13 protein-coding genes are annotated in these 17,672 nt (G+C 54.9%); 6 read left to right on the forward strand and 7 right to left on the reverse strand.

Annotated elements, in window-relative coordinates; all coding sequences use genetic code 11:
• Positions 1-25 precede the first annotated feature (25 nt).
• The 3 genes from VNX88_09225 to VNX88_09235 form a co-directional block, all read right to left on the reverse strand.
• The gene (locus tag VNX88_09225) at positions 26-2,140 is read right to left on the reverse strand and encodes an FUSC family protein (GenBank protein HWY68833.1); all 2,115 of its coding nucleotides are present in this window, start codon (positions 2,138-2,140) and stop codon (positions 26-28) included.
• Between the two features lie 2 nt (positions 2,141-2,142).
• The gene (locus VNX88_09230) at positions 2,143-3,273 is read right to left on the reverse strand and encodes a biotin/lipoyl-binding protein (protein ID HWY68834.1); all 1,131 of its coding nucleotides are present in this window, start codon (positions 3,271-3,273) and stop codon (positions 2,143-2,145) included.
• Positions 3,274-3,543: 270 nt separating this feature from the next.
• Positions 3,544-5,001: a TolC family protein gene (locus tag VNX88_09235; protein HWY68835.1), complete on the reverse strand. Its 1,458-nt coding sequence runs from the start codon at positions 4,999-5,001 to the stop codon at positions 3,544-3,546.
• Between the two features lie 906 nt (positions 5,002-5,907).
• Here VNX88_09235 and VNX88_09240 point away from each other — a divergent pair.
• The 3 genes from VNX88_09240 (at position 5,908) to VNX88_09250 (ending at position 9,666) form a co-directional block, all read left to right on the forward strand.
• Complete coding sequence (locus tag VNX88_09240) at positions 5,908-6,900, forward strand: FlgO family outer membrane protein (GenBank protein ID HWY68836.1); 993 nt, start codon at positions 5,908-5,910, stop codon at positions 6,898-6,900.
• Between the two features lie 813 nt (positions 6,901-7,713).
• Positions 7,714-8,970, forward strand: coding sequence for a helix-turn-helix domain-containing protein (locus tag VNX88_09245; protein HWY68837.1), 1,257 nt, complete (start codon positions 7,714-7,716; stop codon positions 8,968-8,970).
• A gap of 306 nt (positions 8,971-9,276) precedes the next feature.
• The gene (locus VNX88_09250) at positions 9,277-9,666 is read left to right on the forward strand and encodes an FUSC family protein (GenBank protein HWY68838.1); all 390 of its coding nucleotides are present in this window, start codon (positions 9,277-9,279) and stop codon (positions 9,664-9,666) included.
• On the opposite strand, the gene VNX88_09255 is transcribed toward VNX88_09250, so the two are convergent.
• Positions 9,663-10,355 carry a PilZ domain-containing protein gene (locus tag VNX88_09255; GenBank protein ID HWY68839.1) on the reverse strand — a complete coding sequence of 231 codons (693 nt, stop codon included), beginning with the start codon at positions 10,353-10,355 and terminating at the stop codon, positions 9,663-9,665. The genes VNX88_09250 and VNX88_09255 overlap by 4 nt on opposite strands.
• A 205-nt stretch (positions 10,356-10,560) precedes the next feature.
• Complete coding sequence (locus VNX88_09260) at positions 10,561-10,872, reverse strand: hypothetical protein (protein HWY68840.1); 312 nt, start codon at positions 10,870-10,872, stop codon at positions 10,561-10,563.
• Between the two features lie 30 nt (positions 10,873-10,902).
• On the opposite strand from VNX88_09260, the gene VNX88_09265 reads away from it, so the two are divergent.
• A complete protein-coding gene (locus tag VNX88_09265; GenBank protein ID HWY68841.1) occupies positions 10,903-11,307 on the forward strand; it encodes a hypothetical protein in 405 nt (134 codons plus the stop codon).
• Positions 11,308-11,357: 50 nt separating this feature from the next.
• On the opposite strand, the gene VNX88_09270 is transcribed toward VNX88_09265, so the two are convergent.
• Together VNX88_09270 and VNX88_09275 are read right to left on the reverse strand one after the other, a co-directional pair.
• Positions 11,358-14,552 carry a multidrug efflux RND transporter permease subunit gene (locus VNX88_09270; protein HWY68842.1) on the reverse strand — a complete coding sequence of 1,065 codons (3,195 nt, stop codon included), beginning with the start codon at positions 14,550-14,552 and terminating at the stop codon, positions 11,358-11,360.
• Between the two features lie 62 nt (positions 14,553-14,614).
• Positions 14,615-15,700 (reverse strand): efflux RND transporter periplasmic adaptor subunit, encoded by a 1,086-nt coding sequence (locus tag VNX88_09275; GenBank protein HWY68843.1) that lies wholly within the window; start codon positions 15,698-15,700, stop codon positions 14,615-14,617.
• Between the two features lie 491 nt (positions 15,701-16,191).
• Between VNX88_09275 and VNX88_09280 the strand changes: the two genes are divergently transcribed.
• Positions 16,192-16,713: a hypothetical protein gene (locus tag VNX88_09280; GenBank protein HWY68844.1), complete on the forward strand. Its 522-nt coding sequence runs from the start codon at positions 16,192-16,194 to the stop codon at positions 16,711-16,713.
• Positions 16,714-16,756: 43 nt separating this feature from the next.
• Positions 16,757-17,596, forward strand: coding sequence for an alpha/beta hydrolase (locus VNX88_09285; GenBank protein HWY68845.1), 840 nt, complete (start codon positions 16,757-16,759; stop codon positions 17,594-17,596).
• Positions 17,597-17,672: the final 76 nt, after the last annotated feature.

The following is a 17,672-nucleotide window of genomic DNA, read 5'->3' on the forward strand; positions in this document are numbered from 1 at the left end:
AGGAAAATTCGTCGACCATTCAGATCTACCTGTCCAGCGATGCTGCGAGGCTTGCGACTTGGCGCGACACAAGAAGAAAACTCTGTACTTGTGGTGTGATCTGGGTTTGTTCTTTTGATGATGAGGATAGTAAGACCGCCTTTTGCAGGCGAGTATAAGAAGCAGTTAAATCCTCCTTTTGCGACGAGTCGTGACCTTCCAGGCGATCGGCGATTCCGTCCAGCACCGTCGCCACAGAATTGTCGAATTCCTCTTGTGCCGGCTTCATCCATTCAGGTAACTCAAAGCCAGGGAGCTGAGCACGGTATTTCCATATGACAATGGACGTGATGAATAACATTCGTAGCTGCGGCTGCCATTGCCGGATGCGATCACGCAATGCGATGTCCTGCTCGCGGGAAGGCCCGAACTCAAGGAGAACACCGTCTGCGAGGGCCCTCACCTTATCGAGGTTGGAATTGATGGTCTCGCCGAGAGCAAGCCTTCGTGCGGTTGCAGCTTTCAGGTTCTTCGAGACCGGTTCTCTGGCAAACTGTGCTAGCAGCCGAAGATTGGAGATGAAAGTCCTTTTCATCTCACGAACGGTGGGCACGCCCCACAAATGGTCGAACACTAACCACATCATGAAAAGTCCTAACAAGATGCCGACGACGCGATCTCGCGCTGCTTCGAGCGAAGTCTCTATTTTGAATTCGCTTAAGTTGATGAGGTAGAAAGCCACGGCGATCTGAATCCCGAAGTACGACAGCCGCGGACTCGATGTCATGAACCAGGACGCCAGGGCGGTGACGCCAATGAACAGAATCACAAAGCCGGCGATGGAATCGAGGTGCGGTAAAACGAAGATCTGCGAGCCCATTCCAAGAACAAATCCACCCACTATGGCGCCTGTAATCCGAAGGATCTGCTTTTGGCGAGATGAACCTATGGTGGAGAGTGCGGTCAGCAAACATGTGGTAACCGCCGTGCTAATCCCAGGCCATGCGAGGGCGTTATAGATCACGTAGCAAATGCTCGCGGCTAAGCAGCCTTTCAGCGCGAAGCGAAGGTGCTCAGGGTTAACGAACGCGTCTGCAGCGAGAAGCGACGGGGAAGATATATCGTCTGGCGCAGCAAGATGTTCCTGACTGGATTGGGAAGCGGCAAACGCCTGAGGAATGAGATTAACGGTATGCTCGATCTCTGGCAGCAGTGGCACACCCGAAGGCTCTGCATCTGTCTTGAGATCGAGCGGGCCTGGAATCCTCCGATTCACCAAATCCTGGCGAATACTCGCGAGAGCTGAGGTCAAATTCCTGAACCGCTTCCGGTCATTCGCGCCTGGCTCAAAGTTTAGTTGCGTCAGTGCGGCCGCAAGATCAACGAGCCTCCCAACCAAGCCGACAACGCCAGCCATCTCGACAAAATACGGCGGTGAATAGTTCGAGCGCCGCAAGATGCGGCGCAACATTGAGGTTCCACGCATGGCTAGCTGGATGATTTGCTCTTTGGTCGCGGCCTCGACTTGGCGGCCGTCGGCATAACAGACCAGCAGCCTTTCTATGGCAGATAAACGCTCGCAAACCGGTAACACAATGTCTTCTCCCCGCCGCCGACGCGCAAACACCAGCTCTACCGCCGCGGTAATCACGACTCCTATTACGGCAGCCAAGCACAGCCAAAGCGTATCTTCCACACTTCTTTCGGCTGGCACATAGCGGTCCCATAAAGGGATTCCAAGCGCCAGCATGACGGCAAAGACAACTGCTGCGGTGTAGTTGGTCAACGCGCTAATCGCATAAAACCCCAGGAACAGAGAGCCAACCACCCAGAGAAAATGAAGAAGGGGTGAACCAATCACGAACGATAAGGAGATCAGAAGATAGGCTGCGCCGACACCCGTGAGGAGGAATATTGTTCCCGCGGATTTTAGCGTGGCTTGAGGGCTCTCACGAGAGATCATGAGCGCATAAATGGCGCCTTGAAAGAAGAAGGGAATGCGAAATGTCATGCCGACGATGGTGATCAGGGTGGCGGCGATTACCATGCGCGCGACGAGAGCGCCTCTGCCCGGATACGGTGACAGCTCCTCCCGCAGAAAGTCTCGCAGCCAGGCCAGCGAACTGTTCCAGCGGGAGAGGGGGAGTGCGGCAGTTGCCATGATCAACGCCCGCGAATGGTGACCACTGCCGTTTCACCCACGCGAAACAGATCACCCGTAGGGTTCTCTACGCGCACCCGCACTGGATACCGCGATGCCAAATGCACCCAATTTAGAGTTCGCTGCACATCGGGAAGGCCGGGGCCTAAATGGCCGATCCTGTCGGGGTCGGGAGTGACGCCGAACCCGACGCTATCGACGACTCCCGAGAAGCGCACGTTCGGCTTTGACATGACGTAGACATCAGCCTTCATACCCGGCGCGATGCCTTTGAGCAGGCCTTCGCGGAAATTGCCGACTGCCCACCAGGTGCGCGCGTCAATCAACGTGAACATCTGCTCTCCCACGTGAGCATAAGCGCCTTCTGAAATCGTGAGATTAGTGACGATGGCGTCGAAGGGAGCGTAGACGCGGCAGTTGTTCAGGTTGTACTGCGCGTTCTTTACCGCCGCTGCTTTTGCTCCGCGCTGATTGATCAGTGGCTCAAGAGTTGTAACCGCATGCCTGGCCTGTTCATGTTGCGCCGAAGCGGATTTCAGCCTTGCCTGCGACAGCGCCAGTTGTGATTCGGCCTGCCTCACAGCTTCTGCCATTGCAGTTTCCGAGGTTCTGGCCTTGTCCACCTGGTCTACGGTGACAAACTGCTTCGCCAGCAGCGGCTGAATTCGATGCAAGTTGTTGTTCGCATAACTCCATTCGGCGCGCGCCCGGCTTACACCTCGCTCCGCGTCGGTCACGTCTGCCTCGGCACTGTGAATGTTCTCCCCCGCGACAGAGACAGCGCTCACCAGTGCGGCTATTTTTCGTTGCTCGTCCGCGATTTGCCCTTCCAGAGCGGCCTGCTCCGAAAGGGCATTTTCGAGAGCATATTGAAACGGACGTTCGTCTATTTCGTACAGCAGTTCTCCCTTTTTCGCGAACTGATTGTCCTTCACATTGAGCCGCACGAGAGGACCATCGACCTGCGGTGCTATTCCGATAAAATTCGCAGATACTTCCGCATCTTCGGTCCGTGGGTACTCGTTTGCGTGATAAAGCACTATGAGTCCGAGCAGGACAGCTGTCGCCACAATCGCGGCACTAATCGAGCGACCGAGAAGCTTGCGCCGTTCCGCATTTCCAACCAGATCCATAGTCAGTACTCCCGATTCAACGGAATAGAAGAAGCCATAAAGCGAAGGAAAAGACAGCCGTGCAGCTGGGATACACCAGAACCGGCCAGGCTATTTCAACGTAACGGCTCAACAGCGCTCGCGAAATGGCGGTTAACAAGATGGCTGCAACGAAACAGATAAGCCAGGCGGGGAAAAAAGAACCCAATATGTCAAAGGAAGGCGCACAGCCAGTGAGAAATAGAGGGGCCAGTAACAACCCGTAGCTCAGGAACGCGAAAAGGCGGCGGATCACGGCGTACTCTTCCTCACGCTGGGCTGAATTGAATCGGCCGTTCGGAACGCCAGATCAGCTAACGATGCTAGTACTTGCGTGCGCGCCGTTACATCAGTTGAACGAGCCTGAGCGAGTGTCCGCCGCGCAGCGGTTACATCCAACAGGTTGCGGACTCCATACTTGTACGCCTCAAGGGCGGCGGCGTAAGACTGGCTTGTCGCTTCGAGCAGCGCAATCGCCGCTTGCCGCTGACGGAATGCAGTACTTAGGTTCGAGTAAGCTGTCCACACCTGATCGGCGACTTGATCCCGCAAGACATGCACTTGTGCCTCTGTCGCGTGAAGATCTGCTTTAGCCTCAGCCAGCCTGTTTTTTCGCGCACCGCCATCGAACACTGTCCAATTCAGATTGATCGTCAAGCTACCGTTCAAGCCAGCCGTGTGTCCCCACGGGGACGTCTGCTGTGATCCGTACAGGGATTGGGCGATTGGACCACCGCTGAAAGTGAGCGACGGATAGAACTCGGCGCGTGCCTGTTTGACTACTGCTCTACCAGCGCGAACCAGCGCTACTTGATCGAGGAGATCGGGCCGACTCGCAAGAGCGCGATCGATCGCCTGTTCGACGGTATCGGCGATCGACTCAGGAATTGTCAACTCTGTAAGAGGCTGTATGCGAATCGAAGTTGTTGGCGATGCTCCAAGAGCAGTTGCCAAGTTTCCTCGGGCAATCTCTTCTTGCCCCAGAACCGCTTGCAACTCATAGTCCGCCTGGGCGGTGGCGCTTCTGGCTTCGAGTACGTCCGGCAGAGTCGCCAGTCCATTCTTCAAACGTTCTTCGGCAGCTTGCTGCACGGTCTGCGCGTTCGACAGGCTTGCGCGTGCAGCTTCCTCCTGCCCTGTAGCAGTTAAGAGCTGATAGTAGGCTCGCTGAACGTCATAGATGACCTTCCGGTGCGTGTCGTTAAACCCGAAATTGCTCGCGAGAGTCCTTGCTTTCGCGGCATCGATTCGCCCGGAACGTCCACCAAAATCAAAGATCAGGTAATTAAGCTCGAGTGCAGTGCCAAAATCTGCAATCGTTTGACGAGAGAAACGGGTCGCCAAGTAAGCCTCTGAACGGCTCACCTGAGACAGCGCTACCGCTGCCAGTGTTGGATACAATTCGCTGCGCGCAATTCCCAACGCCGCTGCCTGCCCGCGTGCGAGCTCCCACGCGACACGGGTGTCGGGATTGTGCGTCTCTGCCAAATCGATTAAATCCGTCAGTGAGTAACTTTTCCCCTGGTCCAGATTGAACCTCTTGTCAGAAAGCTGCTTTGTGTCTGCCTGGATTTGCAGTTCCGCCGCCGCATGCCAGGGATAATCGGGAGACACGGGCGCAGTCTGCGCGACGGAGAAGCTCGCGGCTTGTATGGTAATCAGCAGGATTCTTCCGAGAACAATCGAATGCAAGTTCGCGAGTTTCGACATCACATGTAGCCGGAATGAATGTGGCGCTTACCGTACGACAGTCGTTTGCGATGTCTCCCGCTGGACTAAATTCTTCCGCCGGACTTCAGCTTTAGAGCCCTTGCATACTGCACACTTGCGGCATGACCTCCCAGATGTCGGAGTACAACCAGTTCCATGCCGATGTTCGCAGGGTTCCAAGAACTTTAAAACGTTCGCAAGGGTTAGATAACGGTTATTAGGCACAAGACTTGTCGCTCTACCCGACATGCAGTTGGTGGAGAAGCTTCCAGCGGACGGCAGGCGATTGAATACCGTCGTAAGCACAAGGCTGACGTCATTCTCATGAATGTCAGGCTTCCGGACATAAGCGGCATCGAGGCAATGATCGCGATCCGAATTGTCGCTGTTCTTTCGGAATTCCTCCGGAATCTTGCAGACAGTTCTGGATGCAACGTCGCGGGGGGCTGTGCTCTCTCTGTCACTCCTGTGGCCGCTCAGACCAAATGCAACCCCAACTGCCAAAGCACCACCCGCTACGGCAGGTGGTTCCGCGAATTAGTTTGCCAACTAACCCGAACGTGGTATCGCCTCAGTAGCCACGCGGGGTAGCAGAAAAACCCTGCATCTGGTGATGTGACGCCTAGAGCGATCTGCGAGAGTAGGCGGGACATTATGACGGTGATGCAGGCTCACGAAGGGATGTAGGAGGTAACCATGGTGGATGCGATCTTGTGCAACATGTAGGCGGGTACTCAGGAGACCTGGCCATGCGATCACGCACCGTGAGGCCGTAAAACTCCTGGCATTCCACGAATCGAACGGAGCCGAACTCAGAAACTGTCTGACCTATATCCGTGAATGGGTCACGAAAGGATGCGGACACGAATGCGGCGGAGTAACGAATAAGAGGAAGGGACGATATTGATGCTTGATACGAGTGAAGTGTTAGGCCGTAATTCGGACCCAGGAGGGCTGAGGACGGCATTTACAGTTCTACCAGGACGCACCGCAGTCCGAAACGACGTGGTGAATGGAGTCGGTGTACAAAAAAATAAAGGCGAGATTTCCGAGGGAGCGATTCGTGATGCGCTGTCTCGAATTCTGGAGAGTTCGATATTTGCTCAGTCGCGCCGACTTAGCGGATTTCTTCGTTTCACGGTCGAAACGACGCTAGCGGGCGAGGAGGAGATGCTGAAGGAATACCTAATTGGCACTGAGGTATATGAGCGCAAGCCTTCCTTTCATCCCAGTGAAGATTCGATTGTTCGCACTGAGGCTCACAGACTCCGAAATAAATTAAAGGAATACTACGAATCCGTTGGCAAGGGCGACCCAGTCGTTATCTATTATCGGCCTGGCAGCTATGTACCTGTCTTTCGACTCCGACACACCCAGAATGGGAACGATCTCGTGAAAGTTACCGCTCCGGGTGAGCTCTTCGTTGAAGGACGGAGGATCCGTGTCGCGGTTTTGCCTTTTGTGGATGCGTCGCGCGGCAACTTGTCTAGTGCCTGCGCTCAAATCATCACGGATGAATTGATTCACGAATTGGTGCGCACGGACGGGCTCCGTGTGACCGCAGCAAGTTCAGTGGCTGCGCAACCTCGTGACATTCCTGCAATAGCTCGAAAACTCGACGTCCAGATCGTGTTTGACGGGACGGTACGCCAAAACCAAAATCAGCTGCGTGTCATGTCCAGAATCATCAATGCCGACGGATTTCAGATATGGTCAGAACGGTTCGAAACGGAAGCAGATCCACATGGGCTTTTCAAACTCTCTGAGAAAATCGTATCCGCGCTGGTCAGCCGTATCCGTCCACGAACAATCGTTGATCCGGAAACAGAGCGCCTGAGCCCGGACGTCGATCTTCGCTCTTTATCATTCGATCTCGCAGCAGGCAGCATTGCTTCATGAGGGAACTTTGGCCGACACGCAATTGGCCATTGGGCCGAATTCATGGATACAAGACATTCTCGTTCGAGAAGATCGTAACGAAAGACCCATTATGGGTAGGTCGTGTCGCAGCTGTTGTGGGCGGAGCGCTAACTTCAAGAGGCTCGACCAAGTTGCGTGAGGTGGGGACATTGAGCGGCCGAAGTCTGCGTTGCGGGGACGCTGAGAAAGGAAGCTGTCGGAAGTCGACCGCCTACGATCAGCTTGAGATTCGCGGCACCTCCAGATCGCATTACTCGCTGTTTGTGGCCGTTGCCCGTCCGGCGCTATGTTCAGTGCCCTCGGCTTCGCCGCATCTGCGAGGGCATCGGCATAAGATAAACTGCAAAATGGCAGTTTGCCTTTACCTCAGCCTCCGGTTTCCCAGCTTCGACGAAGCGGACATCATGCCGCGCACCTTCGCTGTCCTCAAGCAGTTCCCCTATCCCAGCCCGCAGCCAGGCATTTCTTGCTCAAACATGAGGGCTTCAACTCGCCGTACTGGGATGAGATGACTCCTCATATGTTTCTATCTGATTGATAGGAATGGCAACAGATATTCGACACTTCGCCGCGATGGCGCAAGCTATAATGCCTTGGTTTTGCGGGGATTCTGCGTCGCTGGTCTTTTGATGCACAGGCCAAAGTGTCGTAAGGTTCTATTTCCTTCCAGCAGTACCGTCGGGGACGTGTATGGCTACTGCATCCAAAATCTGGGTAGTCCCTCAAAACGCAGAATCGCGTCACCTGGATCAAATAGGTTCCGTTGCCCGGGGCGAGGTTCCGAGCAAGGATATGATTGAAGATGTCTCCGCTTCCTGGCGAAGATGTACTGCCGAACTTCTTATTGATCCCGAAAGCCGGTCGGCTCCCCACATCGTAACCGAGAAGGAACTCAGGGTCTTGCGAGAATCGCTTACCCAGGGGATCTTTTGTATCCAGGAAGAAATCGATCGTTTATATGCCATCGTTCGCCAAGCGGGGTATGTTGTTTTGCTATGCAACACCGATGGAGTAGTGATTCACCACCGCGGCGATGAAGCACTCGCAGAGGAGTTCAAGAGATGGGGAATCTGGCTCGGCGGAGTGTGGTCGGAAGGGATCGAAGGTACGAATGGAATTGGCACATGCATTGTTGAGCAGCGGCCGATTGAAGTCCACGCTGACCAGCACTTTCGGACGCGTCATATTGGGCTCAGTTGTGCCGGCGCTCCAATCTTTGACCCTAGCGGCAGGCTAGCTCTGGTGCTGGATTGCTCCTGCGTGACGTCAGGTCAAGCCCATTCGCTGGTGCTTGCAGCGACAAAGGTTGCGGCACGCGACGTGGAAGAGCGATTGTTTCGCCACTGTTTCGGGCATGTGTGGATCATCGCGGCTGTACCATCCGACGACAGTTGTCCAGCTGTGCTCCTCGCGGTTGACAGTGACATGCGAGTTGTCGGCGCTGACCGAGTCGCCCGCCTCGTTTTCGCTCTGAATGATGAGCTCCTAACCGGCCACACGGGTCTGGGAGCGATCTTCGAACATGATCGGTCTGCATTCCGCCGCAATCAAGAACAGAATATCCCGGCACGTTTCATTTGTACCGGTCAGGAGTGGCATGCGTTGATTACTCCTCCAATGCGCGGCGTACGAGGTTGGAACGCTCGGGCTGATCTCGCAGTTCATTCACGGCCGAGGATTAGCATGCTTCATGATCTAGCTCTGCCGAAATCTGCGCCTGAACAACACGGTGGTCTCTCGCCAGCGCGTACCCACCGCATTCACGAATACGTAAGTTCTAATCTCGATCGGAACATAAGCATTGAAGAGCTGGCCGAAATGGCCGGGTTGTCGGTGCACCACTTCGCTCGGGCATTTAAGCAAACTGTTGGCATGCCCCCGCATTCCTACATTCTGCAACGCCGTATCGAACAGGCACAGCAGATGCTTCGCACCACGAAGGTTCCTCTCTCAGAAATCGCTTTGTCACTGGGATTCTCTGATCAAAGCCATCTTGCCAGACATTTCCGCCGGATGACTGGCTTTCCGCCAAGTGCGGTCCGACAATAATCCCGAATGGGTCGATGTTTGCAAAAAGTCCAGGCCGCCGCCGAGTAGTCGCCATCGCTATCTTTATTCATTCCTGCGATCTTCGGCATCCTCGAAGAGTGATTGGCCGCCCCCTTTCACGGGGTCGCTGTAAGCTGTTCCTTCCCATGAAGACCAAAAACATTGTCACGCTGATCGTCGCCAGAGAGAATCCCTCATCCATAGTGCACTCCGCGCGCACAGCGTTAGCAGCCGTGGTTTCGCTGTTAGCGGCACGTTTGCTGCGTCTGCCGGAAGCATACTGGGCTTCGATCACCGCTCATAGTTATGCAATCAACATTCGGAGCAGCGCTTTCTGTCTCCGCGCAACGCTTCGTAGGGACAGCCGTCGGTGCGGTGCTGGGAGCCATGGCGGCAACTTACTTTCAACGCAATGTCATTGTCTACGGTGTCCTTGTCTTCCTCATCGGACTCCTATGCGCTGCCCTGCACATTGAGCGAACTGCATATCGTTATGCGAGCGTCACGCTCGCCATAATCATGATGATCCCGCGCGCTCTGGGAGCTTGGACAACCGCGGCTCATCGTTTCGTCGAAGTCTCTCTCGGGATCGTGGTAGCGCTGGCGATAGCCGCTATCTGGCCAGAACAACAGAGAGTCACGGAGACTGTCAGCACGACTCAAGTTGAGGAAAAGGGAGCGGCAACCGAAGGTTAATCAAGACCGAGGAACGAATTAATCCAGCTCCTCACCACCTGTCGGGCGGGATCGGAGTCCAGAAATTGAAATCCCACCAACGGACTCTTCTGCCAACATACTGCTCCTTCAATGGTGACGGCAGACCTTCCAGGCAGAGAGAATGAGAGGCGCAGCCTGTCTGAGAGAGATGCGAGTCGCGTCAATTGGACGGACATACCTCCGCCACTGATCTCGCGACTGGAACCCGAGAAAGATCCGGCAGGACCTTCAATAGAGACCTCAATCACGAGCGGAATGCGCACGTAGCGACGCAGTTCGTGCAGCAGCAACGAACAGGTAGATCGCGCAACACTTAGAGCATTCCCACGATCTACTGGGAACTCGATAAGCGTATTGATGCCGAACGTGGAGAAGCGCCTCACATCAACGTCGCGGGGCAAGATTCCATAGAGGAGCATCTTGTGATTTGAGCGGGAAGAGCGAACGGCTTCGAGGACAGGTGGAGCATGATCGTCCAGCAACACGACACAGCCTTGAAACTGTTCCACGCCGAGGCGCTTGGCGAAGTCTTCGGCCACGGGAATTGCCTGCACCCCACACTGCGCGAAGGCTCTCGTCAAGGTGTCAGTCGTTGGGGCATCCAGCCGCACCAGTGCTACTTTGGGAACGGCACGGGAGCGGGGTCCGGGAGTGGGGGCTGAACTCATTTTGATTTAAGCCGACGAACTTGCCTGGCACTTCTAATAATGGTTACCTGCGGCCAATCGCACAAGGTGACCAGAGTAATCCGATTCTTGCCTCGCTATTGGCTTTGTTCGCTCGGTTTCCCGGGAAGGCGATTTTAGGATGCAAAAAGGCGGACTCCGGCGACTGTTTTTCTGAGGGCAGGCACCCAGAACAACAAGTCACTGGTTAGGCAGCAGCAGCGTTATTCTTTTGTTCGTTTCGTCTATTTGCGATTGTCCAAATGGCGTGAAACCAGCGGTGCTCATCAGCAGTCATTTCACGGCCAAACGCGTCACGGAACTTCTGCTCAAACTGCTCCCACGGCATGTTGTCTTGCACATACATGCGCACTTCAGATGCAAGTCCAGCAGTTTGCGTTGTCAGGTTTTGTGACAGATCATGGAAACGCTGGATCAGATCATGACAAAGCTGTGGGAGACTCGGCGCCTTCGTGGATAACGCTGGGCCGGACCATGCCACGAGTGTGTCATAATTCATTGCCCACTTCGACTATGTCCTACTTGTGTCATGCCAATTTCGGGGTTGCGCACCAAGGTGGAAGCGAAGGAAACAGCAGACAAGAGTCGCCGTAAGCTCGTCCTCCTGTTGGTAGGAGGACGTTACACAGAATTAGAAAACCTTCTACAGCGAAGGGGTTACCTCGTTGTTGCCCCAGGCACTCCTGACCATGCTGTAGCCATTTGCCTGCACAATCGAATAGTCTCCGCACTCATTGATGAAGAGTTTCTCGCGGACGCCGATACCTGGTCCCTGGCCGAGTCGTTGAAGGCGGTTTCCCCCAACATCTCCATTGTGCTCCTGATCCGGGGGTCGGCTGCGAAGGGATACCCGCTAAGGGGAGTGGATTACATAGTGAATGACGGCGAGCCCGACCAGGTCCTGAACGCGCTAAAGAAAGGTGTCCCGCGCTGAATTCAGAGCGAGCAGCCCCGCACCGCTCGCTTGCACCTCTTGCTGAGTCCTCAGATCGACTGGTTTTGGGGAGCTGTAATTAACTTCTCCAACTCATCAGTCTTCTTTGAAGAAGTCGACGTCAACAACGTTTTGACAATCACATAAAGAACCGGAATGAAGAATAAGTTCAGGACGGTGGAGAACAACATTCCGCCAACGATAGCGGTCCCTACCGAGTGCCGCCCGAGTCTGCCGGCGCCGGTCGCGAAGTAGAGCGGTAGAACTCCGAGGATGAAGGCAAACGATGTCATCAGAATCGGGCGAAGGCGCAACTCAGCCGCTTCAATTGCGGCATCGATGATCGAGCGTCCCTGCTCTAGCAGTTGCTCAGCGAACTCGACAATGAGAATCGAGTTCTTCGCCGAGAGTCCGATGAGCATCACCAGACCGATTTGCACATAGACGTCGTTCACCAGGCCACGCATTGAGACAAACAGCAAGGCGCCCAGGACCGCCGTAGGAACTGCGAGCAGGATGATGAACGGCAACGCGAAGCTCTCGTATTGCGCTGAGAGAGTGAGATACACAACGAGTATCCCGAGTGCGAAGATCAGGACCGCCTTGCCACCCGCTTCTACTTCCTCCAGTGCCAACCCGGTCCACTGGAACGTCATGCCCTGAAGCATCTTTTGCTTTGCCAGTTCCTCCATTGCTTCCAGTCCCTGGCTGGAACTGAATCCTGGAGCCGCCGCGCCATCGATTTCGGCTGCGCGAAACAGATTGTAGTGATTAATGACCTGTGGGCCCGCCGTCTCCTTCAGGTCGACGATGTTTCCGAGCGGAACGAGACCGTTGGTCTCGGAACGCACATAATATTGCCGCAAATCGCGCGCCGACATGCGGAATGGCTGATCGGCCTGCACGTAGACGCGATAGGAGCGGTTGTTGAAGTCAAAGTCATTGACATACTGCGAGCCCATGTACACGCCGAGCGCCTGCGTGACCTGGCTGATCGGCACTCCGATGGCTTTTGCCTTCGCACGATCGATTTGCACAAGTTTTTGCGGATCGTTCGCAGTAAAGCTGGTAAACAGTCCAGTGAGATCCTGGCGCTGCCGGCTGCCGGCGACTATCTGGTGAGCTACGTTATCGATGTCCTGCAACGTGTTCCGGCCCAGATCCTGTAATTCAAATTGAAATCCGCCAAAACTCCCGATGCCGTTGATAGCTGGTGGTTCAAAGGCGACGACGATCGCCCCAGGGATGCTGAAGAGCTTCGGCGAAACGCGGGCAACAATGTCACTCACAGCATGGCCTTTCGCTCGACGCTCTTCGATAGGCTTTAGCGGAGCAAAGACAAGGCCGTAGTTGGACGAACTACCGCCGGACAGAGAGAATCCAGGAACAGCGAAGGTGCCGAAGATGTCGGGATCGGCTCGCAGAATCTGCTCAGCTCGCTTGGCGATGTCAGTCGTGTAACCGAGCGATGCTCCCTGCGGAGTCTGAACCACAACAATGAAGTAATTCTGGTCTTCCTGCGGTACGAATCCTGTAGGAACGTGGACATACATGTACGCAGTCAACGCCAGCGCCGCGAAGAAGAGAACGATCATCGCATAGCGGAAATTCAGTACCTTCGCAATCACTCTTCCGTAGGCGACTCCCAGACCGTGAATCGCTCGGTCAACTGCGTGTGCGAACCTTGCGTATCCGCGCGAAAGCCAGCCGATCCCGGTCCAGTCGAAGACCGAATATTTCTGCTCTTCACTGCGCAACAGAATCGCCGCCAAGGCGGGTGACAATGTGAGTGCGTTGAAGAGAGAAATCGCAATAGAGAATGCAATCGTCAGGGAGAATTGCCGGTAAAGAATTCCTGTAGTGCCCGGAAAGAATGACACCGGCACGAATACTGAAATCAGTACAAGCGAGGTGGCCACCACGGCGCTCGAAACTTCAGCCATAGCAACTGACGTTGCGGTGTGCGGGTCACTCCCGCCTTGATTGATATGGCGCTGAGCATTTTCGATGACAACGATGGCGTCATCTACAACCAAGCCCGTCGCCAGGGTGATTCCGAACAGTGTCAGCGAGTTGATCGAAAATCCGAAAATCTTGATGAAGGCAAAGGTACCGATCAGGGAGACTGGAATCGTAACCGCAGGAATAATCGTGGCGCGCCAGTCCAGCAGGAAGAAAAAGATCACAATGATCACGATGACGATCGCTTCTTCCAGCGTCGTGATGACTTCCTTGACCGAATCGCCCACCACCGTGGTGGTGTCGAAGGCGATCACATACTTCATGCCCGGCGGGAACGACTTTGACAATTCTGCCAGAACAGCGCGGGCAGCCTTGTCTACTTCGAGAGCGTTGGCGTTTGAGAGTTGTTGTACGCCTACGCCGATCGCATCATGGCCGCTGTAGAGCAGATTAGTGTCGTAGCTCTCGGCGCCGATCTCGGCTCGACCTACGTCCTTTAGTTGAACGATTCCGTTCCGCGTGTTCTTGAGAATGATGCTCTCGAACTCCCTGGGATCGGATAGTCGCCCTACCACGCGCAGCGTTACCTGGAAGTTCTGTTTCGGGTCTGCGGGGGGACGCCCCAACTGGCCGGCAGGGATTTCGACGTTCTGTTCTTGCAGCGCAGCTACCACATCGGCGGCAGTCAGTTCGCGCGCAGCCAATTTCGTGGGATCGAGCCAAATGCGCATCGCATACTTACGCTCGCCGAAGAGGATCACATCTCCCACGCCGGGAATGCGCTTGAGCGCATCTCGCACGTATACGTCGAGATAATTGGAAATGTACTGGTTCGTGAGGCTGCCATCGGGAGAAAAGAAACCCGCCGCAAAGACAAAGTTGGGATTTGCCTTCGTGATGGTTATGCCCGTGTTCTTGATTTCCTGCGGCAGTCTTCCTTGTGCCGTCGCGACACGATTCTGCACGTCAACCGCTGCGATGTTCAGGTCGTATCCCGTACGGAAGGTGACGTTGATGCTGCTGGTGCCGTCGTTCGAACTGGTCGAGGTGATGTAATGCATGCCCTCGACACCGTTGATTTGTTGCTCAAGCGGCGTGGTTACCGCAGATTCCACAACCTGAGCGTTCGCGCCCACGTAGTTGCTGGTCACCGTGACCTGTGGAGGCGCGAGGTCAGGATAGAGCGAGATCGGCAAAGTGGGAATGCAAACCGCGCCGGCAAGGATGATGAGCAGCGCGCATACTGTCGCGAAAATAGGCCGTCTTATAAAGAAATCTACCAAGCCGCTATTTCCTCCCTAACTGTCCCACTTCTGGACTGGAATGCGTTCCCAAATCAGAACGGTTAGCTAATCGGTTGAACGGGCGTTCCGTCGATAAGGAGCTGGATACCTGAGACGATCACTTTGTCCCCGCGCTGCAGACCGCTGGTTACGGCGTAATCGTTTCCTACCGTGTCGCCCAGAGTAACCGCGCGCTGCTTCGCAACGGTGCCTTGGTCTGTCTGAGCCGCTACGTAAACGAATGACTGTCCCCCAATGCGAGTCACGGCCAGGACCGGAACTGTTGGGGTTGGAGAGGTGCTCCACACCACTCGAGCTTTTACTAATTGTGCAGTGCGAAACTTGTCAAACGACGCGTGAATGGGGGCCTTTACGAGGATTCCTTGCAGAGAGTTGTCAACCTGCTGTGAGATGAAATCTACTTTCGTGCTCTCGATTAGATCCCCGCTGCTGGTCACGATCTGCACGGGCAATCCCATGCGAATGTCGCCTGCACGTTCCGTAGGAATGAAAATGTAGGCCTCGAGCTCCGCGTTCTCGTCCACGGTAGTGAGTAATGTCTGCGGAGAGACGTAATCGCCGATGTGCACAGGAATGTCTCCCACAACGCCCGCGAATGGCGCAACCAGGTTGTAGTACGCGAGTTGGCGTTGCTGAGTGATGCGCGCGGCGGTTGAAGCTTCCCAGTCGGCCTTGGAGTTCTGGTAAGCCTGCAGTGCGAGTTCGTAGTCTCGCTTGCTGCTCACGCCTCCCTCATACAGCTTCCGCTGGCGCTCGACTTCGTTCTGTGTGTAGTCGAGAGTTGCTTTCTTTTGCGCTTCGGTACTGCGCTGCTGATCGACCGTCGCCTGCTGCTTCAAAGGATCGATGGTCATCAGCGTCGCTCCAGCGCGCACGTGGTCCCCAGACTTTACGAATATGCGCGTCAGGGTGCCGTCAACCTGAGGCTGAATGCTCGCTGAGCGGCGCGACTTTACGGTCGCCACATATTCATCGATGCGTGGTACGGGAGCGAGATTGACCGTCTCCGTTTTCACCGGAAGAGCCTGTGGGCCAGATGCCTTGGCTTCCGTTTTGGTGCATCCCGAACTTGCGAGAACCACAACTGCCAGTAGAGCAATAAAAGAGATGCTGGTAAGGGTCTTCAATCGAATCATCCTCTTAACCTCTTGTAGCCGGTAAAGATGCTGGGCGCAGCCAGGAGGATTCAATATGCTACCGGGCGGTACACAATCACCGTAGTTTTAGATACAATTGTTGCGTTCCGGACATGCTGATTTCGGTGAGGCATTAATTTTGTGCGAAGATTTTGGCGCTAGTATCACAATCCGGTAATTTGCCATCTTCTTGTGAAATGTTCTCTTGACTGGTCACGTTCGTATCTTGGCGGGCGCCCAGCTATCGACAGTGGATTCGATCGGTTCGTGTTGCAAATACCACAATCGGGTTATCGTGCCGTTGCCCTTCGGAGGTAGGTAAATACACCCATATCTGCTGATGCGGCTGGCGACTTTACGTCGGACTATGAAAACTAGACTTCAGCGGTCACGATTTACGTAGGTGATGCGACAGGCCGTTCGGCAAAACAAAGCTGACGTTGCGAAGATGTCGGATCTTTTCAATCCAAAAGGAGCCCATCATGATCCTCGGCATGAGCACGGCGACGTTCACCCTACTCCACGTTTTAGTTAGCCTCGCAGGAATCGCTTCAGGGTTTGTTGTTCTCTATGGGTTTTTTGCCGGAAAACGTCTGGATGGTTGGACTGCCGTCTTTCTCATCACTACGGCATTGACGAGCATAAGCGGGTTCGGCTTCCCCTTTGATCATCTGTTGCCATCACACAAAGTCGCCATCATTTCCCTTGTAGTGCTGGCTGCGGTGATTCCGGCGCGTTACGTGTTTCACATGGAGGGCGCCTGGCGTTCGGTGTACGTAATCGGATCGTCCTTGGCGCTGTACTTCAACGTTTTTGTACTTGTCGTGCAGTCGTTTATGAAGGTACCGGCACTCAAAGCGCTCGCGCCAACTCAATCAGAGGCTCCGTTCCTGGTTGTCCAGCTCGCCGTGTTGCTGGCCTTTGTCTGGCTCACTACTCTCGCGGTAAAAAGGTTCCGAATCGGGACGGCGCGCGCAGCTTCATCCGCCGCGTCTTTGTCATAAAACCACCTGCCGTAACAACAAGAAATCAGCAAGGAGCTGGCATATGCCTACTATTACAACGAGAGACGGCACACAGATCTTCTACAAGGACTGGGGCAGCGGACAACCGATAGTCTTCAGTCATGGCTGGCCGCTCACTGCGGATGACTGGGACGCGCAAATGATGTTCTTTGGCGAGCGCGGCTATCGCGTGATCGCACACGACCGGCGCGGTCACGGCCGTTCCACCCAGACGTGGGACGGCAACGAGATGGACACCTATGCCGATGATCTTGCGACCCTCACTGAAAAACTTAACCTGAAGAACGCTATCCACGTGGGCCACTCGACCGGCGGTGGAGAAGTCGCCCGTTACATCGGCCGGCATGGCACAAAGCGAGTCGCCATGGCTGTGCTCATTAGCTCGGTACCGCCCCTTATGGTGAAGACCGACAAAAATCCTGCGGGCGCTCCGATCGAAGTATTCGATGACCTGCGAGCTCAATATCTGAAAAATCGGCCCCAGTTTTACATGGACATTACCCTTCCCTTCTACGGCTACAACCGGCCAGGCGCCAAGATATCGGAAGGCATCCGGGAGAAGTGGTGGCTCCAGGGAATGATGGGCGGAATGAAGGCGGGGTACGACTGCATCAAAGCTTTCTCCGAAACGGACTTCACTGAGGACCTCAAGAAGTTCGATGTGCCCACCCTCATCCTTCACGGCGACGATGACCAGATCGTGCCGATTGGTGCGGCGGCTCTGATGTCCGCTAAGATTGTGAAGAACGCCAAACTGAAAGTATATCCAGGCTTTCCACACGGAATGCCCACAACCAATGCAGACCAAATCAATGCCGACCTACTCGCCTTCTTTCAGGTCGCTGGTCGAGCTGCAGCGTAGAGACAAGTTCCCCCGGCCGTTCGTCGTCGGCGACGGCCGGGAAGACTCGTTGTCGTCCCGAATTGAGTCCGAACCA

Source organism: Terriglobales bacterium (assembly GCA_035567895.1).
Classification (GTDB): domain Bacteria; phylum Acidobacteriota; class Terriglobia; order Terriglobales; family Acidobacteriaceae; genus Gp1-AA112.